Source organism: Chryseobacterium sp. DZ-32, from assembly GCF_059587025.1.
Window position 1 is genome coordinate 25355 of the sequence record NZ_JCAIOM010000009.1, and the last position, 26258, is coordinate 51612.

A 26258-nucleotide genomic window follows, 5' to 3' on the forward strand; every position below is an offset into this window, starting at 1 on the left:
CGCACATCAGCAGATTTGCCTTTTCGCTTTTTTAACCTTGAAATTTTAAGAAAAGTTTAATACTTTCTTCGTAACAAATTCAGAAAAAAAGCAACTATTTAACTATTAATTTAAACCTAATGAGAAAAACAGTACTTAGCCTTGGTATTTTTGCTGCTTTTTTAGCAAATGCACAGTCTATAAAAACCACTATTGACCTTGTCAACGTAAAAGATGATAAAGTAGCCGTTACCATGGAGTTCCCAAAAATGAAATCCGGTGACATTAAATTTCATTTCCCTAAAACAGTTCCGGGTACTTATTCTGTAGACGACTACGGAAGATTCATCGAAGGAATCAAATTTTACGATAATAAAGGAAAAGAGCTTACTTATACTAAAGTAAATGACAATACCTATTCATTGAAAAATGCTCAGGGTCTTTCCAAAATCTCTTATCTTGTAAATGACAGTTTTGATGATGAATTGGATACCTCTAAGCATAAAGCCGTATTTTCTCCTTCAGGAACTGATATTGAAGAAGGAAAGATATACATGATCAATACCCACGGATTTATCGGATATATCGAGAACATGCAGGATGTTCCTTATCAGCTTGTCATTCAGAAACCCACTGATTTCTATGGAACGACAGCACTGGTAGATCAGGATAAATCTGAATCTACAGATACCTATACTCTTGCCAACTATGCTAAGGTGACCGATTCACCATTAATGTATACAAAGCCGGATTATATTACCTTCAATGCCGGAGGAATGGATCTAGTACTAGGTGTTTATTCTCCGACAGGAAAGTATAAAGCTGCCGATTTCAAAGAAAATCTTGAAAAAATGGTGGTTGCCCAAAAGAAATTCCTGGGCGATATGAACACGAATAAAAAGTATGCTATCATGCTTTACCTTTCCGGTGGTGACGGACCAAGAATCAAAGGTTTCGGAGCATTGGAACACCACGAATCGACAAGTGTGGTACTGCCTGAAGCAATGCCGAAGGATGCCATTGACAATACCATTACAGATGTCGTTTCCCACGAGTTTTTCCATACGGTAAACCCTCTGAAAACCCATTCCGAAGAGATTCATTATTTTGATTATGCAGATCCGAAAATGTCTCAGCACTTATGGATGTATGAAGGCGGAACAGAATATTTTGCCAACTTATTCCAGATCCAGGAAGGTTTGATCAATAAAGATCAGTTCCTTGAAAGAATTGGTGAAAAAATTGCCAATTCCAAGAGCTATGACGATACAATGCCATTTACAGTAATGAGTAAAAATGTATTGGTAGAGCCTTATAAAGATCAGTACAGAAACGTCTATGAGAAAGGAGCTCTTTTAGCCATGTGCTTAGACATCGAGCTTAGAAAATTGTCCAACGGAGAAATGGGATATAGGGATATGATCAGAAAATTGTCTCAGAGATTTGGTGAAAACAAACCTTTCAAAGATGATAAACTGATTGACGAATTGGTAACAGTTACCGGATATCCTCAGGTAAAAGAATTCTACAACAAATATATCGCAGGAAACCAGCCAACACCTTATGCACAATATCTGAGCATGGTAGGGGTGGATATTAAAAAGCAGGAAAGCCAGCCTTTGTTCTGGTTTATCAAAGACCCGAACCAGACAGGTTTTGATGAAAAGACCAATGCTTTTGCTTTTGATGAACATTCTGCGCTTTCTCCGTTTGCGAAAAGTATCGGATTTAAAATCACAGACCAGGTACTTGCTTTAGACGGAAGAACGGTAGATATCAAAAAGGTACAGGATTTTATTGGTTATACAAGAACCATTAAAGAAGGACAGGAAGTTACGGTAACCATTCTAAGAGACAATGCCGGCAAAAAAGAGAAAATGACATTGAAAGGAAAGGCTATTCTGGATAAAATGACCATGGAAACACTTTCTTTCAAAGCGAATCCAACACCGGAAGAACTGAAACTGCAGACTCAGTGGCTTACAGGTAAAAAATAAAGTGAAAAGCGGGGAAAATTTCCCTGCTTTTTATTTTTATCAGCTTTATCTTGATACAAACCTAACAGGTTTTGAAAACCTGTTAGGTTTCTTATTGGCCCTAATTTCAACGAGAATCAATCCTCTTTTCTGATCGTAATCCTGAAAGTACTCCCCTTTCCTACTTCAGTCTGGGAAATCTTAATATCTCCATTGTGGTATTCATGAATAACTCTTCTTGCCAGTGACAATCCTAGTCCCCAGCCTCTTTTCTTCGTAGAATATCCGGGATTAAAAGCATTTCGTGCCTGCTGTTTAGTCATTCCGCTTCCATTATCTTTTACTTCAATTAAAATATTCTTATTTCTTTCAAAGACAGACATGGTAATAGAGCCTTCACCTTTCATCGCATCCACCGCATTTTTTACCAGATTTTCAATGACCCAGCTCATCAGAATTTTATTGTGAGGAACCAGAACGGTATACGTAGGAAGATTAAGCGTAAAATTGATCTTTCTGGAGATCCTTGTTTTTAAATAATCATAATTCTCCTGAATGGTTTCATTAAAATTTCTGTCATTCAGTTCTGGAACAGAACCTATTTTTGAGAATCGCTCTGAGATCGTTCTGAGTCTTTCAATATCTTTTTCTATTTCATGTACTCCTTCCGAATCCGGATTATCAAGCTTCATAATTTCCATCCACCCGATCATGGATGATAAAGGAGTTCCGATCTGATGTGCAGTTTCTTTAGCCAGACCCGCCCAAAGATATCCTTCATCCGTCTTTTTAATAGTTTTGAAAAACCAGAAAGAAAAACCAAAATACAGCAAAATAAACAACCCTAAAATATAGGGAGAATAGCGAAGATTATTAAGCAGACGCGAGTTGTCATAATAGACAAACTGATTATTTCCATCCGGCACTTTAATCTCGATAGGATCATAATTTTTCTCCATATTCCGGATCAGATCCTGTAGTTTTTCAGGATTCTTAATCGTACTTTCAGGAATATTTCTATAGTATCCGAGGTCAAGAATCGGGTTCTTATATTTGTCTGTTACAATAAACGGAATGGTATTGTTGATATTCAGGATATCCGGCAGCAGATCCAGAACATCAGTATCCGGAGTTTTAACCTCCTGTTGTATTCTTATCGCTTTGGAAAGAAGACTGATCCTTTTGATCTCCTCTTTTCTGAGAAAATTAATAAGCGATGTTGAAGCCACTACAATGGCGATCACCAAAGTAGTCATCACAACAAAAATGATCCAGTTATTCAGTCTGGTGAGGATGGATTTTCTCAAAGGTATTTTATTTTAAAACATTCAGGATTTTCTGCAGCTCAGTATTTCCGCTTCCCTGATAGTTGTTGATGATAATCGAAAATACATATTTTTTCCCATCTTTTGCGGTGTGGTATCCGGCAAAAGATTTGGTATCTCTCATGGTTCCGCTTTTCATTTTCATACCATTATCCTGAACCGGAAATCCATCATAGTACGCTTCAAACCATGATTGTTTTTTAGCATATAAAAGAGCCTGCACTTCTGCTTTTGCGGACACATAATTCTGGGGGGAAAGTCCGCTTCCATCTGCAAAGTTGATCATATTAGGATTAATTCCTCTTGATTTCCAGAATTCTTTCAGATAGGCAACTCCGCTTTTAAAGCTTGAATTTCCTTTTTTCTCTTTTCCTAATGTTTTAATTAATGTTTCTCCATACAGATTGATACTTTTTCTCAGAAACCAGTACACTATTTTATCAAGAGTCGGAGATTGATAAGTCAGGAGAATATTATTTTTTGGAGCTGATAAAGGATTTTTTCCATCTATTTCAAGCTGAGAATTCGTTACAGCTTTTCCAGAAAGTTCAATTCCTGATTCCTTCAGCCATTGTTTTACTTCTGCTGCCAGCTGTAGCGGCGGATTGGGAGCAGAACCGGAAACCGTTACTGTTTTTCCAGCCGGAAGCATTCCATTAATCAAAGCGACATCAGAATGAGGAGCGGTAAAGATCAAGCTTTGATCCGAGTTTCCTCCTGTTTTCAGGTCATTCAGCCACTTTACACCCTCCAGCGGATAAGAAAAGCTTTTAAAATCGGTTCCATTAATATTGATATCAAACTGGTTCTCTTTCCAGTTGATTCCCCATACACCCGCACCATAGTAATTCCCCAGGTCATCCCACGGCCAGCCTCCCGGAATCGTTTGATGATCAAAATAAGAATCATCAATAATCAGATCACCGGATATTTTTGTTATCCCTGAATTTTTGATTGCATCAATCAGTTTCCTTTTAAAATTTTCGGGTTTATAGCCATCATATCTCCAGCTTCCCAAAGTAGGGTCGCCATTGGAGCTGATGAAAAGGTTTCCATTCAGCGTTCCTCCGGAGATATTTCCGGAATAGCTTGAAGTGGTGGTAAAAGTATAGTTTTTTCCTAAAGTTTCCAGTGCAGCTCCTGCCGTGAAAATCTTTTGTGTAGAGGCAGTAGAAAGACCTTTATTTCCCTGATATTCATATAAAAAGTTTCCGTTTTCATCGGAAACATAAAAAGATAAGCTGGAAGATACTGCTCCTGAAGAATCCATAAGATCCTTTGTTACTTTATCTAATTTTTGGGCTATATTCTGTGCAGCAACCATCTGTACAGAGAGTATGAGAACTGCAAATGTTTTTTTCATTACATTGTTATTTGGGTCTGCATGCAAAGGTTTCCAATACAGTTTACAAAGAGTATACGGACCTTTTTCTATTGATTTAAATTCTGATCAAATATAGTTAAAATAAAAACTTTTCATACTCACTGAGCTCTTCGGAGGTGAAAAGTATCTGATGGCCAGGAGTTTTTTCAAATGAACGATCATGTTTGAAATATTTCTCATAATCATCTTCATCTATAAAAATGTCCATCTGGCATTCCTTTATATAGTTTGATTTTTCCCCGTAATCCTGAATAAAATATCCTGAATCATTCCAGGGTTCATGATGACATCGCAGACAATTTCTTTGGTGCACAGCTTTATAACCGCATATTTCACAATTCCGAAGGTCCTGAAATATTGCTGAGATTTCATTCCGGCTCTCTTCTGGAAAAACAGACAGGGGAACGCTTCTCAAAAGCAGATAATAATTGGGTTCCTGCCATGAAAAATAAAAACTCTCTTCATGATGGGTATAAAGCCATAAACTCTGAAGATCATATTCAATCTCGGCTTTGGCAATATCTTTACTATTCAGAACGCTCTCATTATTTCTTTTGATATTCTGTTTATCATCAATCTCAATAACGGGCTGCTGCTCCAGAAAATGGTCCAGGCACAATGTTGTCTGCCATGAGCCTATTGCTCTCATTTTCCCTTCGCTGCCACAGATTTCACAAGTCTTTACCGATAATTTCGAATACTTATCTTTGATGTTTTTAAGCTTGTTATTGAGTATTTCATCCTCAGAATAGGTATAGCATCTCAATTCACCAAACTTCTCCTTTCCAAAGACACGGTATTCCATATTCCAGCCTGCCAAAGCAAATTCATACAGCAATTTCCGGATCAGTTCATTCCATCCGGTACTGTTCACTGAAAAATTAGTGAGATTGCGTTCTATGAAAAGATTAATTTCATTTTCGCTCATTAAAGTCTGCTTCCTGCTTCTATTTCGTAAGGCTCTTTTCCTTTTTCAAAAATCCTTGTCAGTTCACTTCCTTCTACAGTAATGGAATCATTGGTTCTTCTGATCCAGTTCCCTTCTCTGAGACCAACCACTTTGATATCATTCTGGGTAAGAAACTCCTGAATACGGGTTTCTCTGGTTTCTCCGTTATGCTTTAAGTCGGGATTAGGATCAAGATAATGCGGATTAATATTGAAAGGAACCAATCCCATACAGTCGAAACTTGGCGGATATACAATCGGCATATCGTTCGTTGTCTTCATATTCTGGCCTCCGATATTGCTTCCTGCGCTGCATCCGAGATAGGCTTTTCCTTTTGATACATTTTCTTTCAGGACAGACATCAGCCCTTCTTCGTGTAATGTTTTAACCAATAAAAAGGTATTTCCGCCTCCTGTAAAGAAACCTTTTGCCTGATGAATGGCTTCCTTTTTATCTTCAAATTCGTGAAGACCTTTCACTTTTATATCGATGGTTTCAAAGAAAGAACGTGCTTTTGCGGTATAATCATCATGGGAAATTCCACCTGGTCTTGCAAAAGGAATAAATACAATTTCATCAATTCCGTTATAAAGTTGGATTAATTCTTCTCTTAAGTATTCCAGATATTCTCCACCAAAAAGTGTAGATGTTGAAGCTAATATGATATTCATACCACGAAATTTATAAGTATTATTAAAAACGAATCACAAAGATAGCCTCAAAGATCAACGAATCAAAAATTAAATTAAAAAAAACATCAATCCCGTTAATATTTTCTAAAAAAACTTAAAGCCTCTAAAATTTACGGTTTTGTGGAATTATTATTGAATTTTAGATTTTGACTTTAAAATATAAGATTATGAAAATGAGTAAAATTAATAGCCTGTTTTTAGGCTTAATACTAGCAGGAAGTGTAAGTCTTGTAAATGCACAAACGACTCAGCCTGAAACTTCAGCAGCAACGAGTCAAACAACTAATCCAACTATCGAAGATCTTAAAAAACAGATCGCGGCCAATCCAAAGGATGCAGAATCATTAGCAAAACTGGCTAATGCTTATCAGGAGGCTTCAGACTGGCCCAATGCGATTGATACCTGGAAAAAAGTATCAGTTTTATTACCGGACTGGGCTCCGGCTTATTACAGCCAGGCTTATGCCTATCAGTCTGCAAAAGATGATGCCAACGCAAAAATTGCTTACGAAAAGTATATTGCAGCCGTAAAACCTGAAGAAGTGGAGCAAAATAAGAAAAATCTGGCGTACGCTTATTTCTATCTTGCCTTTACAGAACAGAAAACTGATCCTAATAAAGCAAAAGAACATATTGCGAAATCGATACAGTATGATCCTACCAATCAGGATGCTGTGAAGCTTAGCAAAGCATTAAATTCTTAGTAAAAAAGAAAATGCCGGAAGTTTTTCCGGCATTTTTGTTTAATGATTAATGAGTTTTAGATCTACTCAATCATTTTTCCAAAAAAATCTGTTTCACCATGTAGATGCCTGATGATTTTCTCAATATTTCTCTGAATACTGGCTTCGGTTTTTAAATTATTGATATACCTTACCAGCTCATTTTTTCTTGAGGGAGTCAGCTTTTCAAAATTTTCCGCAGCTAAAGCACTTTCTTTGATTGCCTTTTCTAATTGAGGATGAACAGGTATACTTCGGTCGGAATCATCATATTCCAGAACAACTTCAATAATTTCCCCGATTCTTTTGGGAGAATTTTTCAGCATAATCAGATTCACGTAAAGCCTCCACTCACCTAAATATTTCATAAGATTTTGTTTGAATTCTTTCCCGTTCACCGTTCCTTTGACAGCAATAGGGCTCTTATTTCTCCCGGATTTTTCAAAAATCGTTTCCAATATTTCTTCCGGAACAAATACAAAAGGATTAATTCCTATGATTTCCAAAGTGGCGCTGAAACTATTGTTTTTCATGGATGGTATTTTAAGTTGGTCTGGCTGGAAGCTAGAAGCTAGAAGCTAGAAGCTAGAAGCTAGAAGCTGGAAGCAAAAATAACAGTTTGACGAATATCTAGGGAATTTCTTTTTTTATTATTTCAAAACCATTACTTCATACACTCCCACAGCCAAACCCGTTTACCCTCAAACCCTCTCACTCTACCCCTGCAAACCCAAAAACCCGTAACTTAAAATTCATACCTCATAACCCAATTAATTCCCTATATTTGTATCAATAAATCTATTTATCAAAATGAAATTTTTTATTGACACAGCTAATTTAGAGCAAATCAAGGAAGCAAGAGACCTTGGAATTTTAGATGGTGTAACAACCAACCCTTCCCTAATGGCAAAAGAAGGTATTCAGGGAGCTGAAGCCATCAAAAACCATTATAAAACGATCTGCGAGCTTGTAGACGGAGATATTTCTGCGGAAGTTCTTTCTACAACGTATGAAGAAATGATTAAAGAAGGAGACGAATTGGCTGCTATTCACCCGAATATCGTTGTAAAAATTCCGATGATCAAAGATGGAATCAAAGCTTTAAAATATTTTTCCGATAAAGGTATCAAAACTAACTGTACATTGATCTTCTCTCCGGGGCAGGCTCTTTTGGCAGCTAAAGCGGGAGCAACTTATGTTTCTCCTTTCTTAGGAAGATTAGATGATATTTCTACAGACGGCTTGAACCTAATTCAGGAAATCAGATTGATTTTCGATAACTATATGTACGAAACTGAAATCCTTGCAGCTTCTATCCGTCACTCAATGCATATCATCGACTGTGCTAAAATCGGAGCTGATGTTATCACATCTCCACTTCCTCCGATTTTGAGCTTATTGAAGCACCCATTAACAGACAGCGGATTGGCTCAGTTTGTTGCAGATTCTCAGAAATTAGCATAATCACTGATCCTTGTTCAAACATAAAAATCCCGGAACATTGTTCCGGGATTTTACTTTATAGTGATTCTGTATATTATTCTTCCGGGATATTTTTTACTACCCTACACGGATTTCCCACGGCCACTACATTCTCAGGAATATCTTTCGTTACCACACTTCCAGCTCCAATCACAGAATTATTTCCGATAGAAACTCCTGGAAGTACAACCACATTGCCTCCCAGCCATACATTATTACCTACTTTGATAGGATGTGCATATTCCAGTCCCTCATTTCGCTGTTTCGCGTCAAGCGGATGACCTGCCGTATAAAAACTGCAATTGGGGCCTATAAACACATTATCACCAAACTCTACTTTGGCACAATCCAAAATAACCAGATTGTGATTGGCGTAGAAATTCTCTCCTACGGTTATATTATATCCGTAATCACACCAAAAGCTGGGTTCTATACAGATATTTTCTTTTATACTACCCATAATGCTTTTAAGCAATCGGAATCTGTTTTCGGAATCGGAGTTTTTGAGAGCATTATATTCCTGACACAAATCTTTGCATGCAATGCGTTCTTCTATTAATTCTTTATCGTAGTTGGCGTTGTATAAAAGTCCGGCTGCACATTTTTCCTTTTCTGTCATAAGATATAAAGTTTATTGTTTATTGCTTATTGCTTATTGCTTATTGCTTATTGCTTATTGCTTATTGCTTATTGCTTATTGCTTATTGAAAGATAAAAAAATATATTATAACATCATGAAATTGATATTTGTCCCATTTTATTTGACTTCTTTTGTCAAACAAAAACAGGATGACACGTATGCCATCCTGCAGATATTAGAAAATATAATTTTTAATTTACCAGATCCGGTTCTATCGGATTGTTATCTTTTTTTAGGGCTTCTTTAGTATTTTTTTCTATTTCCCTAAGTACCTGATTGGGATCTGAGATTTCTTTACCGTCTCCTGTTCTCAGCTTAAAACTAAATTTCGTATTGCCATCACCATTTTTCATCAACATTTCTCTCATATTCTTTGCCGGATCATTTATATAAGCCTTCCATACTTTTTTGAACTGATCTTTTGTGACTTCCAGTTCTTTTCCGCCTATTCCCAATACTTTTACATGATCAGGCACCTGCATTTCCGAGTCAGCAGCCGGAGTATTAATCGTTTTATTACCTATCATCGTCATAATATGAGATCCGGTGGTGTCCTCAATCTTTACGATAAGACCGGGAAGACCGTAAAAGACATAAGGGCCATCCTGAAAAGGAAGATCTGTTGCAAACCAGGCTATCCATTCCCTTCCTCCAAAGCTGGCAGTGGCTTTCTGAGCCTGATACGCTCCTATTTTTTGTTTCTCGGCCAATATTTTCCATTCCGGTTTCTGATCTTCTTTTATTTTATATTTATCTGTAGAAATGCTTCTGAAAAGATAGGTTTTGAAATCAGGATATTGTTTGGTAACTTTATAAGAAACCTGCCCGGGCTTTTCCCGTCTGTTAACACTGATATTTCCACCTCCGGCTTTTAACTGTTTTTCAAGTTCTGCCTTTCCAATAGAATCTGCTACAAATTTATCACGGCTGTAATAGCTTGATCCGTTTTTATCAATATCGAGCATCATCATTTCCGTCTTTACATCTTCCTTATTATTGGAATCCGGAATAAACTTATATTCATAAAAAAACCTGTTGACCTGTGCACTGACAAGCACACCCAGAAATAAAAAAAATAGAATTTTACTTTTCATAATGTATGTTTAAAAAAAGGCTTTGCCAATCTGAAACTGACAAAGCCTGATGGAACTTTATTTCTTTGTTTCAATTCTTATTTCCCCTTGCTTAAAATCTCCTTTTTTCTGAGTATTGACATTAACTTTCGATATATTGCTTGTATCTAATGAGTTAACATCGTCCTTAGAAACTTCTCTTCCGTCAATATAATACTTATATTTTACATCATCATTACCGCTTATTTTGAAATTTTTCACTCCATTCATGGCAATATTTCCATTGCCGTCTTTTTTGATAAAATCAGCATTCATTACAATAACATCAGGTTTACCGTCAAATTTAATAAATGCTCCGTCTCTGAAGCTGACAGATCTTTTCTCTGCTTCTGCACGGGCTTTTTCAACTTGTTTTCGGATTTTTTCCCCATCAATTCTGATTCTTTCAGTCTTCACTCTAATTCTGTCTCCTTCGGCTCTTGCTGTTTCACCTTCCACTCTGGATTTTACAGCTTCTTTCATCGCCTCTCTGGCTTCTGCCATTGCTTTGCGTACTTCTTCTTTTTCTTTAGCGCTCAGATCTTTATAATAAACGGTGTTATTATTTTTAAAATAAACTACTTTGGGAGCTTTAGGAGCCTTTGGGGCAAGTGGAGCTTCTGGAGCTATTGGCGCCAGAGGTGCATCCGGTGCATTAGGCGGTGTGGGCGGAACGATTTCTTTTACCGCTCTTGCAGCCTCTCTTCCCGCTTTTTTAGCTGCTCTTTTTATTTTACGAAGTTCTTTCTTATCAAGAGGATCCATATTTTCAAGCTCCTTCATCTGATTTTTCCATTCAGCAGAATTGAAATATTTATCAACTTCAACTTTGGCAGCTACCTCTCCAATCTCTGATGCCAGATTACTTATTTCTTCAATTTTATCACTGAAGGCATCACTTTCCGGATCCAATCCATCCAGCTCCTTCTCTTTTTCTTTTATCTTTTTTTCAAGATCAGTTAATTTTTTGTGTTCACCGGGTGATAAGGTTTTTAATTCCCGGATATTTCCCTGAACCGATTTTTCAGGTCTTATTGTATCTTTTTTGATTTCTGAAACTGCTTTTTTAATAGAAAGATTGGTTTCTTCGATTTCTCTGTTCTTCGCATTTACCAGATAAGCAAACGCTACGGTAAATAAAACCGGTAATGCAAGAATTCTTCGCGCATATCCGAACTTGGTTTTTGGTTTTTGTAACATCTTAAGTCTTTTTTTAAGGTTTGAACTTAGAAACGGACTGGCAGCAGGCAACTGTGTTCCGGAAAAGTGGCTTGCTAAAAGCATCTGCGCAAATGCTTTGGTGTCCGACTGCTGTACGGCTTTTTTATCCGCCAGGTATTCGTGGATGAGATTAATTTCTTTTTTGATGATATGAAAAAACGGATTGAACCAGAAAACAGAAGTAATAATCTCGATAAAGATCTTATCAAAGGAATGTTTCTGCTCAATATGTACCATTTCATGCTTTAAAATCTGTTTTCCGATATCAGAATGCAGGGTAATTGTATTCTTCCAGAACAGGTTTTTAAAATAGGAAAATGGAGCTTCATTAAGGTCTGTACGGTAAAAGTTGATCCCGTCAAAGCTTTCTTTCTGAAATTGATTTTTAAACTGCTGGATTTTAAAAATCCCATACAGCAGCCTTCCTAGAAAATAGAAAGAAACCAGTCCCAGAGCTGAAAAAATAATGTTAAAATAAAGGTTACCATTGTTTATATTTTTTTCTGAATTAAAATTCTGAATCTTGTCAAGAAGCATGTACATATCATTATTCACCTCTATCGTAAAATCATCTACTCTGATAAGTGGCAATAACAGGGATATCACAATTGCTGCCAGCAGATAAAATCTGTTATAATGATGGAATGTCTTGTCCTTTAAAGACAATTGATAATACAAAAATGTTACACCCGAACATAAAATAATTTTTCCAAAGTATAAAAGTATTGCTTCCATGGTCCTAGTCTTTATTTTTGAGTTCATCCAATAGCATCTCAAGATCTTCTACCGTCATTTCATTTTTTTCTACCAGAAATGAAACGGCACTTTTGTAAGAGCCTTTGAAATAGTTCTTTACAAGACTTTTCATGGTTTTCCCGGAATATTGTTCTTTTGAAACCAGCGGAAAATACTCATGCTGTCTTCCATGTACACGATAGTCTACAAATTCTTTGTCTTTCAACACTTTTAAAATGGTAGATACCGTATTGGTATGGGGTTTGGGTTCCGGAAAAAGATCAAGAACATCCTTTAGAAATCCTTTTTCTATCTTCCATAAATACTGCATTACCTGTTCTTCTGCTTTTGTTAAAGTCTGAATTTTCATATCCTGTTCATTTATCATTTATAGTGATATAAACCTTTCAACTTCTATATCACTAAGAAATTAGTTATACAAATGTAGAAATAAAATTGAATCAAACAACTATTTTTTTAGTGATAAACACCAGCAAAACATTAAACACCTGATAATCAATTGAATAAAAATAGTTAAAATATATTAAATTTTTAAGAGAGTGAAAATATAGCCTGCTTAATCGATAGAAAAAGAAACAATTCAGAGGTAAATCCTTAAAACTTGTTAAATTTTATTAAATAAAATTAAAATGAATTTGTTTTAACCGGGAAATTATATTTATTTTAGTGCTTTAAAAATTTCTCATGAAAAGATATAATTTACTGATTGTACTATTACTGCTTATTTTTAATGTTACTACAGCACAAAAGAAGGGTTCTCCTGCTGCCGATCTTAGCATACTGAAAGATACAAAATCAAAAATCGAAGCTACCGTTCCATTGGTTATTCAACATCTTCAGACGATCGCTACAAAAGAAGGCGATAATAATATTGTGAATAACGGAAAGATTGCTTTGGGTAAAGAATATGGTATTGTAGAATCTGAATGGTTTTTATACAGAAACAACATGAAAAACTGTATCCTGAACAATTCATCTAAAAAAGCTAAGAAATGTATGGAATACCATAACAATATGATGAGAGGAACCATGATCAATTACAACAATTATATTACTAACCTTACAAGAAAGAATGGTTATCTTGGAGTTGAAGGAGATACAAAATTCGATTTCAAACCTGCTGATATCGCTACAAAACTAAGTGAAGCTTATTTCAATGCCAATGATGCTGCAGGCAGAATGAAAGCGGATCAGAAAAGAGACTTTCTGGGACAGACCATGTCTGATGACAACAAGCTTACTCCTTACGCTCAACTGGCTCAATAATATTTAAATATATTTAAGAATAAAAAAAGAGAATGACCATCGTCGTTCTCTTTTTTTATTCAAAAGCAAAAAATCTCCGCCGGAAAAAGCAGTTTTGTGGTACTAATCATAAAACCGTGGGGAAAAAGTAGAAAATTAGGCAGAGATTTTTTTGCATACGCTCTACAGATCAACTGTCCTACCCATGATCTGTAAGAGCTTTACAAAAATAGGATTATACCCTTCTGCTGGTTGAAAATACCTGTAGAATTAAGTGTTAAGAACTGTAGAACTAATACTACTTATCATTATAGAAGTAAAATACCGCAAAAAAAGGTTATCTTTTGCGGCTTTATTCTACTTCCACCAATGGTAATAATTATGCAATCCGTCATATTCAAACCCACAGCGTGGATATAATTGGTTTCCTATATCATTCGTCTTTTCGGTTTCAAGCATCAGCCCGCATGCTCCTGTTTCTTCACACCATTGTTTACTACGGTCAATTAATGCCACAGAAAGTCCTTTTCCTCTATAATCAGGATGAACAAAAAGATCACTTAACAGCCATTGTTTTTGTAATCTGGTATAATGAAATAATTTGTAAAGCTGCACGAATCCTACGGCTTTTCCGTCCTCTACTGCTAGAAAAATATCGGATTCACTGTTTAAAAACCGTTCTTTGAGAAAAGCCTTCCCTTTTTCTACATCTGATTCCTGCCTGTAAAAAATACGGTAAAGGTTGAACAATTCAGCCGTTTCATCAAGATCCTCAAGACTTGCCTTTTTAATCATGTAATTCATCGTTATATCTATTTTTATTAACAGGGCAAAAATAGCTTTAAACAGGACCCATGATATCATCCAGAATCATATTAAAGCAATAGTCCAGACAGACTTACTCTGATCTTTTATAAACTACGCAATGAATATCGCACGTTTCGGATTGTATTGTTCTGAGGAACTATAGATTTTTGCAGAATAAAATCAAACCAATGAAAGATATTGTCCATACAATCAAAAATACAGACTGGCAGAACGTTACAGAAAAAATGCATCAAAACGGGTATGCCATCATTCCTGATCTGTTGTCTGGGGAAGAATGTGAACTATTAAAAGCAGATTACGATCATTCTTCTCTTTACCGTAAAACAGTCGTCATGGCCAGACACCGTTTTGGATTGGGTGAGTATAAATACTTTACCTATCCATTACCAGAAATCATTCAAACTATACGAACAACAATGTATCCCTATCTGGCTTCTATTGCCAATACGTGGTTTAAAGCTTTACATATTGACATTCATTTTCCTTTAGAGCACCAGGAGTTCCTGGATCTATGTCATCTTAACAACCAGCAGAAAGCTACGGTTTTAATTTTGAAATATGGAAAAGGAGGATTTAATACGCTGCATCAGGATTTATATGGAGATATCTATTTTCCCATTCAAATTGTTGTTATGCTCAGCGAACCCGACAAAGATTTTACAGGCGGTGAGTTTGTCCTTACCCAACAGATTCCGAGAGCGCAGTCAAAAGCTATTGTTTTAAAACCTAAAAAAGGAGATGTCCTTATTTTTACGACTCAGTTTAAACCGGAAAAAGGAACCAAAGGATACTACAGAGTCAATATGAAACATGGAGTAAGTGAAGTGAGAGAAGGAAACCGCTATGCGCTAGGTATTATTTTCCACGATGCAACCACCTAATTATTAAATAAGTGAACTATGATTCAGCATTCTCAGATCACAGCCGAAAGTCTTAGAAGTAAAATCCACCACCGAGACATTTCTTTTGGAGGGAATAAAAAACTGAAAATCTATGGATTGCTCAGCTGCCGCTCAGGAAAAAGAATGAAGAAAGAAAACAGGATCTTCTTTGCAGACGAAAAAGAAGCTTTAGAAAATGGCTATCGTGCCTGCGGGCATTGTATGAAAAAAGCTTTTAAAAAATGGAAGGAAATGAATATGGACTGATTCAAATTTATACCATCGTTTTGTCTGCAATGACAAGAAAATAAAAACAGAATTCTATAAAATTTAAGATGCTATAAAAATATTTTATATTTTTCCTTATGGAAAACCGTAATCAAATTAATTAATGGTTATATAAATTTGATTATTGCGATAGTATTTAAGCAGTTATCAGAATATCATTTTTGAAACATATATTAGAAGTAGTAATGCCCTAGATTTACAAAAATGAAAACAGAAGAGAACCTTTGACAACAAAGACGCTGGATATATTCGCGACTCAATTAATTTTAAATTTTAAAACCATGAAAAAAATTATTTTAATCGCTGGAATTCTTACAGCGGGAATCATGAGCGCTGCTACGGCTCCATCTAAGAACGAGAAATCAACTACGTCTAAGATTCAAAAAGAAAACCGAATAGAAGTTTTGAAGAAAGATTCTAAAACAAAGAAGAAATATTCCAAATTTTATCCAATCTATTATACTACAAGCTGTGGTGTAGCTGCGGTAACTAATCAGTCTAACTGGAGTGAAGCACAGATAATGGCATGGACAGAAGCTCTTGAAGCAAATTACTGTAATTAATTTTTTAATTATATCTTGCACTTACAGTAGTAATAATAACAATCAACTGTAAGTGCAGTTTTTATTTATCATAATATCATGAGTAACTCTAAGAAAATTTCTTTCCTTTTTACCTTCTTTTTATTTGCATTATTTTATTCTCAGACAGAAAGAAAAGAAGCCCTTGTTGCAGACTTCACCTATTTATTAAAAGGGAAAATAAACAAATCAACCCCCAACTATATACATGAAGAGTTTTTCTCTTTACAAGTCTTGAATGACCGGGCTTTTTTTATCAGTGAAAAAGCTGTAAAATTTGATTCTGTGTTTCAAAGTGAGTTTAAAAAAGCTACCGTAAACGGATATTCAAATATAGATTTTAGGGGAAAATCTTTCCCAAAAACCAAATTCCCATACACGATTATCCAATCTAATCAGAACATTCAATATTTTGAAAATATCGGGATGACATTACTTTCCTATAAAGAACCTATAATAAACAACTGGAAACTTATTAATGAGTCCAAAGTAATAAAATCATTTAACTGTAAAAAAGCTGAACTTAATTACAAAGGGCGAAACTGGATCGCCTGGTATTCCACCGATATTCCCCTCTCGTACGGCCCTTACAAATTTACAGGATTACCGGGATTGATAATTAAAATATCGGATCAAAATGGGGATTATGACTATGAACTTGTAAAATCTGTATCAAGCGAAAAACTGAAGGGTATGGAATTGACAGTAAGGAAAAAAAGATATGAGAATTCTACGGAAACTTCTGTAGCAGGCTTACAAGAGGCGAAAAAGAATTTCATTAATAATATGATCGGATCACTTTCGAACTCGGAGACCACTATAACATCAGAGTCTATGGAAACGGTACGAAATATACAAAAACAAAAACTGCAAAATTTAACAGATGAAAATTCAATTGAACTTATTCAATGATTATGCAATATCATAATATCCAGATACCATCAACAGATCTTAAAAAATACTATAGAATTTACAAGCTTAATTAAATGTTCATTTAATTAAGCTTTTTTTAGACAGAACATATAAAAAAAAATCGGTATAACAATAAGTCATACCGATTTTTCGTTTAGTAGCGGGAACCGGACTCGAACCGATGACCTTCGGGTTATGAGCCCGACGAGCTACCTACTGCTCCATCCCGCGATATTGGATTGCAAAGGTACGAATATTTTTTACAAATCCTAATTTTTCTTTTAAATAAAGGACTTTTATGAAAACTATTTTATTATTTGTATCTTTGTTTTATGGCAAAAATATTAAAAATTTATCCAGACAACCCACAGGAAAATCTTGTGAATGAGGTTATTAAAACTTTAAACAATGGCGGGCTGATTATCTATCCTTCTGATACGATTTATGCTTTAGGCTGTAATATTTTTGATATAAAAGCCATGGAAAAGCTGGCTCAGCTGAAAAAAATGAAGCTTGACAAGTCTAAATTCTCAATTATCTGTAATGATCTCAGCCATCTTTCTGACTTTACAAGACCTATTGATACCTCAGTTTTCAGATTTCTGAAAAGTCATCTTCCCGGGCCGTTTACCTTCATTCTTGAAGCCAACAAAAGTTTACCTTTAGCCTATAAAGGCCACAAAACAATTGGTATCCGTGTTCCGGATCATCCGATTCCGCAGCTTATTGTTGAAAAACTTGGCCATCCCATAGCATCCACTTCCATTAAAGATGATGATGAAATTATCGAATACTCTACCGATCCTGAACTTATTGCTGAAAAATATGATCATCTGGTAGATATCGTGATTGATTCAGGATATGGTGATAATGTAGCTTCTACTATTGTAGACCTTACTTCAGGAGAACCGGAAATCATCCGTCAGGGAAAAGGGATCATTTAATTCAAGGTTCAAAGTTAAAGTTCAAGGTTTAGGGTACTGAATTATGAGTCTTACCGGGAAATATGCTGTAGGAATTTTACTCACTTTTGTTATTTTAGCGGCAGCGATGCTCTATTCTTTTCCTGCTGTTACCACAATAACGGGAATAAGAGGAATTACAGAAACCAATTTCTTTCTCAGCAGAATTATACTATGGATTGTTCTTATCATTGTATTTCTATACAATGTCTTTATTGAGAAAAGTGCTTTTTTTCTTAAAAAGGAGAAGAAATATTCCGCAACATTTTACATCAAAGCTGTTGTGAGCTTATATTTTATCTGTCTGATTGGCGGAGTGATTCTGAATGCAGTCGTCATGTTCGTTACACAGGAAAAAATAAGTGAGAAGCTTCTCAACCTTGTTCCCATTCTTAGAAATAATTATTTTTTAGTTATTTTTACATGCCTTACGGCTGCTATTGTAGAGGAATTTCTGATGCGGGGCTATATCCAGCCCAGGATTGAAAAAATCTATAATAACCCGACAGTTGCCATTGTTATTTCAGCTGTCTTATTTGGAATTCTGCACAGCACTTACGGTACCATAAGCCAGGTTCTTGGACCTTTTTTTATCGGAATCGTGTTTGCTGTATTTTATAAACGCTATTCAAATATTAAAATTCTGATCATCTGTCATTTTATGATTGATTTTATCGCAATGATGGTCATGAATTGTATTGATATAAAACACTTATCTGTATTTTAACATTATGAAAATTATAACATCTCCTGCCAAATTAATGAACACGGAAAATTCAACGGATCTGTTGAAAACCACTACTCCAAGATTCATTGAAGATGCAGCATTGATACAATCTTATTTAAAAGAAAAATCACCAAAATACCTTTCCGAGCTTATGGAAATATCCCCAAAGCTTGCTGATGAAAACTGGGAAAGAAATCAAAAATGGAAGTCCAAACCTACAGCAAAAGAATCTGCTCCTGCAATGTTTGCCTTTACAGGAGAGGTTTACAGAGGTCTTGATGCTAAAACACTGGATAAAAATGCTGTAGATTACCTTCAAAAAAACTACAGAATCCTTTCCGGGCTTTACGGCTTACTGAAACCATCTGATAAAGTAATGCTTTACAGACTTGAAATGGGCCGTCCTTTTGAATTTGAGCAATATAAAAACCTATACGAATTCTGGAGAGAAAAGATTACAGAGCAGTTGAATTCTGAGATGAAAAAAGGAGAAATCCTCCTTCACCTTGCCAGCAACGAGTATGGAAAAGTAATCGACAGAAAAAAACTGAATCACAAAGTCATTGATTTTGATTTTTATGAATTAAAAGATGGAAAACTGAAGACCATTGTTGTGTATACAAAGCATGCCAGAGGTCTTGTGGTTAGATTCTGCGCAGAGACCAATGCCAAAACACTGGAGGATGTAAAAGCATTCAACTATGAAGGATACAGAATTGATGAAGAGAAGTCTACAGATACAAAACTGGTTTTTACAAGATAAATGACAATCTCAGGATTTAAAAAATATTTCAAAACAGAACTTTCCGATCTTTATACAGACTCGGAAAGTGTGTTTTTATCGTCTTTATTCATTCATCAAATCGTAGGTTTCGATTCATTTCAGCAAAGAAGATTTGCTGAACAGGAGCTTCTGACTGATGATAAGGAAAAACTGTGTTTTCTTGTTTCAGAACTTAAAACCGGAAGACCTTATCAGCAGATATTAGGAGAAACAGAATTTTACGGAATGAAATTCTTTGTGGATGAAAATGTTCTGATTCCCCGCCCTGAAACAGAAGAACTATTGGAAATTGCTATCAGGGAGATTAAAGGTTCAAAGTTAAAGGTTCCAGGTCTAAAGATTTTGGATATAGGAACCGGAAGCGGAGTTATTCCATTGGTTTTAAAGAAACATTTCCCAGAAGCAGAGGTTTCATCTATTGATTTTTCTGAGAAAGCTTTGAAGACAGCCCAAAGAAATGCAGAGTATCACCAATTGAAAATCCGGTTCATTCATGCCGACTATCTTAATTTTGATCTGGCTGAAAATTATGATATCATTATTTCAAATCCGCCCTATATAGGAATTGAGGAGGAGATTGAAATTGCTGATTCTGTGAAAGAATTTGAACCTAAAATGGCCCTTTTCTCCCCTACTTCAGATGCTTTGATCTTTTACAGAAAAATTGCGGAAGATGCTGAAAAGTATTTGAATGAGAACGGACTTGTATTCCTTGAAATCAATCAGAAGCTGGGGCTGGAAACACTCAGTCTTTATCAGGATTTTCCTAATGCACAACTATTGAAGGATTTATCTGAAAATGACCGATTTATTTATGCAGGGAAATAAGTAATTTTACCTGTTTAAATACTGAACCTATGAAAACTTTACTATGGAAAATTCTCATTTGTCTTTCACTGATTATGCAACTGGTATCCTGCCAAAAGCATCCTCGGGATGTGGTGAGTAAATATTATAGTAAAGGAGAGTTCAACGGTTCCGTTTTGATTGTGAACAACGGCAGGATTGTTTGCGATACGGCTTTGGGTTTCCGCAACTTTGAAAAAGGGCTGAAAACAGATAAAAATACCTCATTTTACATTGCATCCCTCAGTAAACCCTTCACTGCAGCAGCTATTATCATGCTGGAGCAAAAAGGTTTATTGAAGTTTGATGATAAAGCATCCCGGTTTATAACGCTTCCTGAATATGCCAGAAACATTACGATCAGACAGCTTTTGCATCATACTTCAGGAATCAGGGATTATGAAAACCTGTTTTCTAAAAGAGGATTAACGAATCAGGAGGTAATAAACTGGCTGTTTGATCTTAAAAATCTTGATTTTGTTCCGGACAGCAAGTTTAAGTACAGCAATACCGGATATATTGTTCTTTCTCTGATTATTGAAAAGGTTTCAGGTAGATCATACAGTACATTCATCAATGAACAGATTATTACTCCATTAAAAATGAATAACACTTATGTGTATGAACCTGGGACAGTTATTCACAATAGAGCACTCGGATATAATGAACAAAAGCAGCCTGATGATTATTCAATTTTAACAACCGGTGACGGTGGAATCTACTCTACTCCTGAAGATCTCTATAAATTTGATCAGGCTTTACGAAACAATTCTTTTATTAATAAAGAAAATATAAGTATGATGTATTCTCCTTTCCAGTTATCTGACGGACAAATATCAAATTACGGCTTTGCGTGGTACATAGAGAATAAAAGCGGAGAAAAATCAGCAATGCATACAGGTGGCCTGAACGGTTTTAAAGCTTTATTCTGGAGAGATTTGGAGCATAACAGCTGTATTATTGCACTTACCAATCAGGGAGATGCATTTCCGCCACACCACTTTCTACATGACATAAAAAAAACAATACAGTAAACATGATTATTCAGCAACACGAAATCAATTCTATTAAAATTGCAGAAATTATTTCTGATGACATCATTATCCGGTCTGCACAAGACGGGTTGGATCTTATGGGAAATATCTATTATCAGGGGTTTGACAAAGTTATTCTTCACGAAAAAAATATTACTCCAGAATTCTTTGATTTAAAAACAAAAATTGCTGGGGAAATTCTACAGAAATTTTCAAACTACCGCATAGGACTGGCTATTGTTGGCGATTTCAGTAAATATGAAAGCAAAAGTATGAGGGATTTTATTTTTGAAAGTAATAAAACAAATCACATTAATTTTGTACAAGCATTGGAAGATGCTTTAGCTAATTTTTCAAAATAGTCTATTTTTCAATTCTTTAGATACAAAAACGGAAAAATTTTTCTTCAATTTAAGCTGTCACTACCCCAACATCATCTGTTTTTTTAATTTCTTACCACAATACAAAGATGTACATAATAAAAATAATCTTACCAATTGGTAAGCTTGTGTAAAAATTCAATACAAATTACACTAATCATTAAGAGAAGACTAGAATTAATTCTATAACCATAAACATCTGAACATTTCTTTGTACATTTGCAAAAAACACGAGGGAATATGAATCTTACTTATTTAAGAGCTTATACGGCTACATAATCATTTAATTTTTCAACCACCCAGGTAGGTATAGGATATTTCTTTATGAAGCATACTTGCTATATCTGTTGATGAGCTTTTGAACAAAAGTCTCGTCTGGCTATTATTTGAGCAAAACAATTCATTGTATTAATGGACTTGTTGGTTATATCTATTGCCTTTATGAAATTAAGCCTTATAAAGATTTCTTCCTGTAAAAAACAAAAAACACACAAATAAAAATTATTAAGACATCATGATTAAAAAATTATTTCTACCAATCGTTTTTGCAAGCTCGCTTTCTTTCGCTCAAGTAGGGATTAACACATCTACCCCTGACCAGAGTGCGATTCTGGATGTTTATAGTCAAAATAAAGGAATGCTGATACCCAGACTGACTACAGTACAAAGAGATGCTATTGCCAATCCTGCCAACTCGCTTCTTATCTACGATACAGATAAGAAATGTTTAAGTCAGAATATCGGTACTCCTCTCAAACCGGATTGGCTTTGTATCAGCAGCAATGCCGTAAAAATGTTTTATATGCCTAGTGTTTCTTTTGACACTTCCATCACAGCTACTGGCCGGACTAAAGATTTGTATACATTGTATAAAACACAGTTTGGATCTCCAAAAGCAAAGAGTACCAGTGCTCCAGCTTCTATTCCTTTTTTCCCGTCCAGTAAAGATCTTTACTATTATGTAACCGATGCCGACCCTAATGTATTCAGTAATATTTCTATTTCTGATGACGGAGTTATGACTTATGATGTAAAAGCTGCAGCTACTGACTGTTCTTTTATCAATATTGTTTTTGTTGTTAAATAATTGAGTTATGATAAACAGCAGCTCAATTTTACGGTACAAAAGGTTTTTGTTTACCTTTTCCTTATTTGCCTGTTCTCAAAACATTCAGGCTCAGAACGAACAGGGAACCGGTTATCCTTATTTTGTAAACTTTACTCAGGGATTACAGCCACAGGAAGCCTATAAGGTAGCTACCAGCGGTGTTCAGAATGACGCAACCTTTACCACAGACGGGCTAAGGCTCACCCGAAGTGTGAATAATATTTCAGGAGGAGTGATATTGGCGGATAAAATATTCAAAAGTGATCAGGGAATCAAGTTTGAATTTGAATTTGCCATTTATGGAGGAAATACCAACGGAGGAGATGGAATTTCCATATTCCTGGTAGATGGTTCTATTCCTAAAGATCAGCTTAACCTCGGATATTTTGGTGGAGGATTAGGATATAGTTTTGTACGTGGAGGAGAATCTACGGAAGGACTGAGAGGTGGTTATCTGGGAATAGGTCTGGATGAATACGGAAATTTTAAAACAAGTTTTAAACAAACTGAAAGGATCAGAAACGGAATATTTGGGGTGGGACTGGCAGATGGTCGCAGCAACGTTTCATTAAGAGGAAAGCGTGGAAACCAGTATCTGTCTTCAGCTGAGCCTGCAGGATATAACGGTTATCCGCTGCTTTACAGTATCGCAACCAATGCTTTACCAACCAGCAGCAACCGATCTGCTTATCTGGATACGGCAACAGGGAAATATATCGGGATTAAAAATACAGCACTTCAACAGTTCAGCATTGAAAGTGGCGGAACTACAATTCCTCAGAATGAAAATGATGCAAGATTCCGTAAAGCATATGTTACCCTTGTTCCCAATCCGGCCGGCGGTTACAATATAACCCTGGAAATCCAGCACGGAACGGTGAAAGAAAAGGTGATTGACAATTATTACTACCCTACTTCGCTGAAATATACCGAGACTACCATTTCCAACACTACGGTAAGGACTCTGGATACTTCGCCTCCTTCTACTTTCAGAATTGGATTTGCAGCATCTACCGGAGCTGCTAAAAATATACATTTACTGAAAAATCTAGGGGTTACAAGACCTTATGCTGCTGAAGTAACAGATGATTTGTTTGCAGGCTGCCCGGGGATAAAGTCAACGTATTATCCTTTGCTTAATGATGCGGCTTATTCTTCAGCTAATGGCCAGAATCCTCCAACCCTTTCCTATAACAACCTTGATTTTAATTCATTTCGTTTTTTAGATAATAACGGAGCTGTAATTCCCAATATAACAGGCGGTGTCTACACCAATAGTCAGGGAACATGGACTTATTTCCCAACTACCGGAGCACTTTCTTTCAAACCTGCGGCAGGATTCACAGGAGTAGCCCAGATACAGTATGATATTAAAGGAGGTGGAAGCAATGGTACTGAAGCACCTTACAATAGTGAAGAATACAGATCATTGCCGGCATTGGTACAGGTTAATATTTCAACTGCCAATAACTGCAGCAAAGCCTGCGTTATTTCTAATAAAAATGTAACTCAGAAAATAATAAGATAACCTTCTAAAACCAGCTTTTAAGAGCTGGTTTTTTTATTATTTACGGGGTTTTCGATAAAATACCGGACAGCATCCTCAATTGCCCTATCAATAGATTGATATTGAATCCCCAACTCGTCTGCTGACTTCTGATTAGAATAATAATTCCAAATCTGCAGTGCTTTCATATTGGGGGTACTGAGGTTTGTTTTTATTTTTAATGTTCTTAAACCATCACCAATTAATCCAAGGAGACTCAAAAGTGTGTTGGGAATAGCAATCATAACCGGGTTCTGGCTGGTAATCCGGTTTACTTTTTTAAAAAACTCTCTGTAGGTCAGGTTTTCATTGGCCAGGAGATATTTTTCTCCGGTTCTTCCGTATTCAACAGCATTTACTATTCCATTGGCTGCATCTTCCACATGTACAAAGTTCTTACCTCCTTTCGGATAAAATACCAGTTTCTTTTTCCATGCCCAGAAGATTATTTTCCCAGAACTTGGCTTGCTGTCATATGCTCCGATCATCAACGTTGGATTAACAATGATAACCTCTGTGTTCTTACCTTTCTTTAAAAGATAATCTTCCGCAGCCTGCTTGCTTTGAGCATACAGTGAATGGGTAAAAGGATAGATTGGGGGTGCTTTTTCGTTTCCCCGGAATGCGGTGTTTCCAAATCCTAAGGTATTGGCAGTACTCACAAACAAAAACTTTTTTACGCTCATCAATTCTGCATGGGTAAAAAGATTTACAACGGCCTCGTAATTCACTTTTCTGTATTCATCATAACGAAGATTCTGACGTGTTTCTGCTGCCACATGAATAATACAGTCAATATCGGTCAGGTGCCCAGAAATATCGCACAGAAGATCCGCTTCCACAAGCTTCAGATTTTCGTTTTCTTCGCCCAGCCAGCTGCTTTTCTTACGCACCAGAGCAATGACAGAATAACCATTTTGTAATAATTTAAGGATAACATTAGTTCCCAGAAGCCCTGTTGCTCCGGTTACACATACTTTTTTCATGTTTCGATCTCTCTTTTTATAGCCTGGGTCATCAATGGCAGTTTGATCCATATGGGTAAAATTTTCATCACCAGCCAGCTGATTGGGTTCACCATAATTACGGAATCTTTTTTAAATAATTGCCGGAGGCAGTATGAAGCTACTTTATCAGGATTCAAAAGTGTTAATCTTCCCATAAAACCTTGTTTTTCTATTCTTTCACAAACATCCTTATTGGTTTTCATTGCCCCGGGATTCACAACGCTTACAAAAACATTGGTATCTTTCAGTTCTTCATGCAGTCCTCTTGAAAATGAATGGATAAAACTTTTAGAAGCTGGATATACGGTTTTAAAACCAATCGGAGAAAAAGCAGCCATACTTGAAACATTCAGGATATAGGCTTTGGGTTGTTTTAAAAGGTTAGGAAGCAGCTGATGCGTGATCAATGAAGTGGCTGCCACATTCACCTGTAGAATAGTGTTGATATAATCCGAAGAGGCTTCCGTAAATTTTTTTGTTCCCCCAAGCCCTGCATTATTAATCAGAATATGAACATCAAAAGAACGGTTGAGCCATTCTGTAAGCTTCATTACATTTTCATTAACAGAAAGGTCTGTTTCATAGTAATGAGCCTTTATATCATACTGTTTCTCCAACTCTCCGGATAATTCTCTGAGATTCTGATCCGGAAGACTTATAAGAATGACGTTGATTTTTTGTTTTGCAAGATGTTCAGCAAATGATTTTCCAAGTCCCTGGCTTGCGCCCGTGACGACTGCATACGATTCTTTGGTATCCATAAGTTTAAATTGTATGGTACAAAGCTATCGTAAAGAGGATGTCTGAATGTTCAGGATTATCTGAACGAACTGATTTTAAGAAATGAAAATTAAAATAAACAACTATATGATAATCAATTATTTAAAATAA

General features: G+C 35.9%; 28 protein-coding genes and 1 tRNA gene. 16 read left to right on the plus strand and 13 right to left on the minus strand.

All coding sequences use genetic code 11. The features are described from left to right. The first annotated feature begins 119 nt into the window (after positions 1-119). Positions 120-1976: a M61 family metallopeptidase gene (locus tag AC59HC_RS11520; protein WP_202838791.1), complete on the plus strand. Its 1857-nt coding sequence runs from the start codon at positions 120-122 to the stop codon at positions 1974-1976. Positions 1977-2092: 116 nt separating this feature from the next. On the opposite strand, the gene AC59HC_RS11525 is transcribed toward AC59HC_RS11520, so the two are convergent. From AC59HC_RS11525 to pepE, 4 genes are all read right to left on the minus strand, one after another. Beyond that, on the minus strand, positions 2093-3262 hold the full coding sequence (locus tag AC59HC_RS11525) for a sensor histidine kinase (protein ID WP_238349588.1): 1170 nt from the start codon (positions 3260-3262) through the stop codon (positions 2093-2095). Positions 3263-3269: 7 nt separating this feature from the next. After that, the gene (dacB, locus tag AC59HC_RS11530; RefSeq protein WP_343640604.1) at positions 3270-4643 is read right to left on the minus strand and encodes a D-alanyl-D-alanine carboxypeptidase/D-alanyl-D-alanine endopeptidase; all 1374 of its coding nucleotides are present in this window, start codon (positions 4641-4643) and stop codon (positions 3270-3272) included. A gap of 97 nt (positions 4644-4740) precedes the next feature. Next, a complete protein-coding gene (locus AC59HC_RS11535; protein WP_496558634.1) occupies positions 4741-5592 on the minus strand; it encodes a hypothetical protein in 852 nt (283 codons plus the stop codon). Then, a complete protein-coding gene (gene pepE, locus AC59HC_RS11540) occupies positions 5592-6284 on the minus strand; it encodes a dipeptidase PepE (protein ID WP_110010963.1) in 693 nt (230 codons plus the stop codon). The genes AC59HC_RS11535 and pepE overlap by 1 nt, the downstream gene beginning before the upstream one ends. 194 nt (positions 6285-6478) lie before the next feature. On the opposite strand from pepE, the gene AC59HC_RS11545 reads away from it, so the two are divergent. After that, entirely contained in the window at positions 6479-7009 is a 531-nt protein-coding gene (locus AC59HC_RS11545) for a tetratricopeptide repeat protein (protein ID WP_330746632.1), read from the plus strand. A gap of 62 nt (positions 7010-7071) precedes the next feature. Here the strand turns inward: AC59HC_RS11545 and AC59HC_RS11550 are convergent, their stop codons facing one another. Then, the gene (locus tag AC59HC_RS11550; RefSeq protein WP_202838787.1) at positions 7072-7560 is read right to left on the minus strand and encodes a YdeI/OmpD-associated family protein; all 489 of its coding nucleotides are present in this window, start codon (positions 7558-7560) and stop codon (positions 7072-7074) included. Positions 7561-7837: 277 nt separating this feature from the next. On the opposite strand from AC59HC_RS11550, the gene fsa reads away from it, so the two are divergent. Beyond that, positions 7838-8491, plus strand: a complete 654-nt coding sequence (fsa, locus tag AC59HC_RS11555) for a fructose-6-phosphate aldolase (RefSeq protein ID WP_002978975.1) — start codon at positions 7838-7840, stop codon at positions 8489-8491. 73 nt (positions 8492-8564) lie between these two features. Here fsa and AC59HC_RS11560 read toward each other — a convergent pair whose 3' ends face one another. From AC59HC_RS11560 to AC59HC_RS11575, 4 genes are all read right to left on the minus strand, one after another. Then, positions 8565-9128, minus strand: a complete 564-nt coding sequence (locus AC59HC_RS11560) for a sugar O-acetyltransferase (RefSeq protein ID WP_110010966.1) — start codon at positions 9126-9128, stop codon at positions 8565-8567. Positions 9129-9340: 212 nt separating this feature from the next. Next, positions 9341-10243 carry a GLPGLI family protein gene (locus tag AC59HC_RS11565; RefSeq protein ID WP_496558635.1) on the minus strand — a complete coding sequence of 301 codons (903 nt, stop codon included), beginning with the start codon at positions 10241-10243 and terminating at the stop codon, positions 9341-9343. Positions 10244-10300: 57 nt separating this feature from the next. Then, on the minus strand, positions 10301-12217 hold the full coding sequence (locus AC59HC_RS11570) for a M56 family metallopeptidase (protein ID WP_496558636.1): 1917 nt from the start codon (positions 12215-12217) through the stop codon (positions 10301-10303). Between the two features lie 4 nt (positions 12218-12221). Then, a complete protein-coding gene (locus AC59HC_RS11575) occupies positions 12222-12587 on the minus strand; it encodes a BlaI/MecI/CopY family transcriptional regulator (RefSeq protein ID WP_202838784.1) in 366 nt (121 codons plus the stop codon). Between the two features lie 335 nt (positions 12588-12922). Here AC59HC_RS11575 and AC59HC_RS11580 point away from each other — a divergent pair, with 335 nt between their 5' ends. Then, on the plus strand, positions 12923-13504 hold the full coding sequence (locus AC59HC_RS11580) for a hypothetical protein (protein ID WP_202838783.1): 582 nt from the start codon (positions 12923-12925) through the stop codon (positions 13502-13504). Between the two features lie 336 nt (positions 13505-13840). On the opposite strand, the gene AC59HC_RS11585 is transcribed toward AC59HC_RS11580, so the two are convergent. Further along, positions 13841-14287 (minus strand): GNAT family N-acetyltransferase, encoded by a 447-nt coding sequence (locus AC59HC_RS11585; RefSeq protein WP_496558637.1) that lies wholly within the window; start codon positions 14285-14287, stop codon positions 13841-13843. 191 nt (positions 14288-14478) lie between these two features. On the opposite strand from AC59HC_RS11585, the gene AC59HC_RS11590 reads away from it, so the two are divergent. The 4 genes from AC59HC_RS11590 (at position 14479) to AC59HC_RS11605 (ending at position 16973) form a co-directional block, all read left to right on the plus strand. After that, a complete protein-coding gene (locus AC59HC_RS11590; RefSeq protein WP_496558638.1) occupies positions 14479-15192 on the plus strand; it encodes a 2OG-Fe(II) oxygenase in 714 nt (237 codons plus the stop codon). Positions 15193-15210: 18 nt separating this feature from the next. Beyond that, entirely contained in the window at positions 15211-15459 is a 249-nt protein-coding gene (locus tag AC59HC_RS11595; RefSeq protein WP_496558639.1) for an Ada metal-binding domain-containing protein, read from the plus strand. Positions 15460-15761: 302 nt separating this feature from the next. Further along, complete coding sequence (locus AC59HC_RS11600; protein ID WP_110010973.1) at positions 15762-16043, plus strand: hypothetical protein; 282 nt, start codon at positions 15762-15764, stop codon at positions 16041-16043. A 78-nt stretch (positions 16044-16121) separates the two neighbouring features. Next, a complete protein-coding gene (locus tag AC59HC_RS11605; protein ID WP_496558640.1) occupies positions 16122-16973 on the plus strand; it encodes a GLPGLI family protein in 852 nt (283 codons plus the stop codon). A 158-nt stretch (positions 16974-17131) separates the two neighbouring features. Here the strand turns inward: AC59HC_RS11605 and AC59HC_RS11610 are convergent. After that, positions 17132-17204, minus strand: a tRNA-Met gene (locus tag AC59HC_RS11610). 101 nt (positions 17205-17305) lie between these two features. Between AC59HC_RS11610 and AC59HC_RS11615 the strand changes: the two genes are divergently transcribed. The 8 genes from AC59HC_RS11615 (at position 17306) to AC59HC_RS11650 (ending at position 24342) form a co-directional block, all read left to right on the plus strand. Then, positions 17306-17917, plus strand: a complete 612-nt coding sequence (locus AC59HC_RS11615) for an L-threonylcarbamoyladenylate synthase (RefSeq protein WP_202838779.1) — start codon at positions 17306-17308, stop codon at positions 17915-17917. 43 nt (positions 17918-17960) lie between these two features. Beyond that, positions 17961-18662 carry a CPBP family intramembrane glutamic endopeptidase gene (locus tag AC59HC_RS11620; RefSeq protein ID WP_496558641.1) on the plus strand — a complete coding sequence of 234 codons (702 nt, stop codon included), beginning with the start codon at positions 17961-17963 and terminating at the stop codon, positions 18660-18662. Between the two features lie 4 nt (positions 18663-18666). Then, the gene (yaaA, locus tag AC59HC_RS11625; RefSeq protein WP_496558642.1) at positions 18667-19425 is read left to right on the plus strand and encodes a peroxide stress protein YaaA; all 759 of its coding nucleotides are present in this window, start codon (positions 18667-18669) and stop codon (positions 19423-19425) included. Then, positions 19426-20274: a peptide chain release factor N(5)-glutamine methyltransferase gene (prmC, locus tag AC59HC_RS11630; protein ID WP_202838776.1), complete on the plus strand. Its 849-nt coding sequence runs from the start codon at positions 19426-19428 to the stop codon at positions 20272-20274. A gap of 29 nt (positions 20275-20303) precedes the next feature. Then, entirely contained in the window at positions 20304-21326 is a 1023-nt protein-coding gene (locus AC59HC_RS11635; protein WP_202838775.1) for a serine hydrolase domain-containing protein, read from the plus strand. A gap of 2 nt (positions 21327-21328) precedes the next feature. Next, on the plus strand, positions 21329-21688 hold the full coding sequence (locus AC59HC_RS11640) for a DUF4180 domain-containing protein (protein ID WP_202838774.1): 360 nt from the start codon (positions 21329-21331) through the stop codon (positions 21686-21688). A gap of 532 nt (positions 21689-22220) precedes the next feature. Further along, the gene (locus tag AC59HC_RS11645) at positions 22221-22793 is read left to right on the plus strand and encodes a phage tail-like protein (RefSeq protein ID WP_110010981.1); all 573 of its coding nucleotides are present in this window, start codon (positions 22221-22223) and stop codon (positions 22791-22793) included. A 7-nt stretch (positions 22794-22800) separates the two neighbouring features. After that, positions 22801-24342, plus strand: coding sequence for an L-type lectin family protein (locus tag AC59HC_RS11650; RefSeq protein WP_238349586.1), 1542 nt, complete (start codon positions 22801-22803; stop codon positions 24340-24342). A gap of 17 nt (positions 24343-24359) precedes the next feature. Here AC59HC_RS11650 and AC59HC_RS11655 read toward each other — a convergent pair whose 3' ends face one another. Further along, the gene (locus AC59HC_RS11655; RefSeq protein WP_496558643.1) at positions 24360-25346 is read right to left on the minus strand and encodes an NAD-dependent epimerase/dehydratase family protein; all 987 of its coding nucleotides are present in this window, start codon (positions 25344-25346) and stop codon (positions 24360-24362) included. Then, complete coding sequence (locus AC59HC_RS11660) at positions 25343-26128, minus strand: SDR family NAD(P)-dependent oxidoreductase (RefSeq protein WP_496558644.1); 786 nt, start codon at positions 26126-26128, stop codon at positions 25343-25345. The genes AC59HC_RS11655 and AC59HC_RS11660 overlap by 4 nt, the downstream gene beginning before the upstream one ends. Between the last annotated feature and the right edge of the window lie 130 nt (positions 26129-26258).

What these genes read in the sequence shown, in the direction of transcription:
- AC59HC_RS11520 (WP_202838791.1), top strand. Translation starts at nt 120, where the DNA reads ATGAGAAAAACAGTACTTAGCCTTGGTATTTTTGCTGCTTTTTTAGCA.
- AC59HC_RS11550 (WP_202838787.1), bottom strand. Translation starts at nt 7,560, where the DNA reads ATGAAAAACAATAGTTTCAGCGCCACTTTGGAAATCATAGGAATTAAT.
- AC59HC_RS11595 (WP_496558639.1), top strand. Translation starts at nt 15,211, where the DNA reads ATGATTCAGCATTCTCAGATCACAGCCGAAAGTCTTAGAAGTAAAATC.
- AC59HC_RS11650 (WP_238349586.1), top strand. Translation starts at nt 22,801, where the DNA reads ATGATAAACAGCAGCTCAATTTTACGGTACAAAAGGTTTTTGTTTACC.
- AC59HC_RS11605 (WP_496558640.1), top strand. Translation starts at nt 16,122, where the DNA reads ATGAGTAACTCTAAGAAAATTTCTTTCCTTTTTACCTTCTTTTTATTT.
- AC59HC_RS11615 (WP_202838779.1), top strand. Translation starts at nt 17,306, where the DNA reads ATGGCAAAAATATTAAAAATTTATCCAGACAACCCACAGGAAAATCTT.
- AC59HC_RS11575 (WP_202838784.1), bottom strand. Translation starts at nt 12,587, where the DNA reads ATGAAAATTCAGACTTTAACAAAAGCAGAAGAACAGGTAATGCAGTAT.
- AC59HC_RS11545 (WP_330746632.1), top strand. Translation starts at nt 6,479, where the DNA reads ATGAGTAAAATTAATAGCCTGTTTTTAGGCTTAATACTAGCAGGAAGT.
- pepE (WP_110010963.1), bottom strand. Translation starts at nt 6,284, where the DNA reads ATGAATATCATATTAGCTTCAACATCTACACTTTTTGGTGGAGAATAT.
- AC59HC_RS11565 (WP_496558635.1), bottom strand. Translation starts at nt 10,243, where the DNA reads ATGAAAAGTAAAATTCTATTTTTTTTATTTCTGGGTGTGCTTGTCAGT.
- prmC (WP_202838776.1), top strand. Translation starts at nt 19,426, where the DNA reads ATGACAATCTCAGGATTTAAAAAATATTTCAAAACAGAACTTTCCGAT.
- AC59HC_RS11570 (WP_496558636.1), bottom strand. Translation starts at nt 12,217, where the DNA reads ATGGAAGCAATACTTTTATACTTTGGAAAAATTATTTTATGTTCGGGT.
- AC59HC_RS11560 (WP_110010966.1), bottom strand. Translation starts at nt 9,128, where the DNA reads ATGACAGAAAAGGAAAAATGTGCAGCCGGACTTTTATACAACGCCAAC.
- AC59HC_RS11640 (WP_202838774.1), top strand. Translation starts at nt 21,329, where the DNA reads ATGATTATTCAGCAACACGAAATCAATTCTATTAAAATTGCAGAAATT.
- fsa (WP_002978975.1), top strand. Translation starts at nt 7,838, where the DNA reads ATGAAATTTTTTATTGACACAGCTAATTTAGAGCAAATCAAGGAAGCA.
- AC59HC_RS11660 (WP_496558644.1), bottom strand. Translation starts at nt 26,128, where the DNA reads ATGGATACCAAAGAATCGTATGCAGTCGTCACGGGCGCAAGCCAGGGA.
- AC59HC_RS11580 (WP_202838783.1), top strand. Translation starts at nt 12,923, where the DNA reads ATGAAAAGATATAATTTACTGATTGTACTATTACTGCTTATTTTTAAT.
- yaaA (WP_496558642.1), top strand. Translation starts at nt 18,667, where the DNA reads ATGAAAATTATAACATCTCCTGCCAAATTAATGAACACGGAAAATTCA.
- dacB (WP_343640604.1), bottom strand. Translation starts at nt 4,643, where the DNA reads ATGAAAAAAACATTTGCAGTTCTCATACTCTCTGTACAGATGGTTGCT.
- AC59HC_RS11635 (WP_202838775.1), top strand. Translation starts at nt 20,304, where the DNA reads ATGAAAACTTTACTATGGAAAATTCTCATTTGTCTTTCACTGATTATG.
- AC59HC_RS11600 (WP_110010973.1), top strand. Translation starts at nt 15,762, where the DNA reads ATGAAAAAAATTATTTTAATCGCTGGAATTCTTACAGCGGGAATCATG.
- AC59HC_RS11655 (WP_496558643.1), bottom strand. Translation starts at nt 25,346, where the DNA reads ATGAAAAAAGTATGTGTAACCGGAGCAACAGGGCTTCTGGGAACTAAT.
- AC59HC_RS11620 (WP_496558641.1), top strand. Translation starts at nt 17,961, where the DNA reads ATGAGTCTTACCGGGAAATATGCTGTAGGAATTTTACTCACTTTTGTT.
- AC59HC_RS11535 (WP_496558634.1), bottom strand. Translation starts at nt 5,592, where the DNA reads ATGAGCGAAAATGAAATTAATCTTTTCATAGAACGCAATCTCACTAAT.
- AC59HC_RS11585 (WP_496558637.1), bottom strand. Translation starts at nt 14,287, where the DNA reads ATGAATTACATGATTAAAAAGGCAAGTCTTGAGGATCTTGATGAAACG.
- AC59HC_RS11590 (WP_496558638.1), top strand. Translation starts at nt 14,479, where the DNA reads ATGAAAGATATTGTCCATACAATCAAAAATACAGACTGGCAGAACGTT.
- AC59HC_RS11645 (WP_110010981.1), top strand. Translation starts at nt 22,221, where the DNA reads ATGATTAAAAAATTATTTCTACCAATCGTTTTTGCAAGCTCGCTTTCT.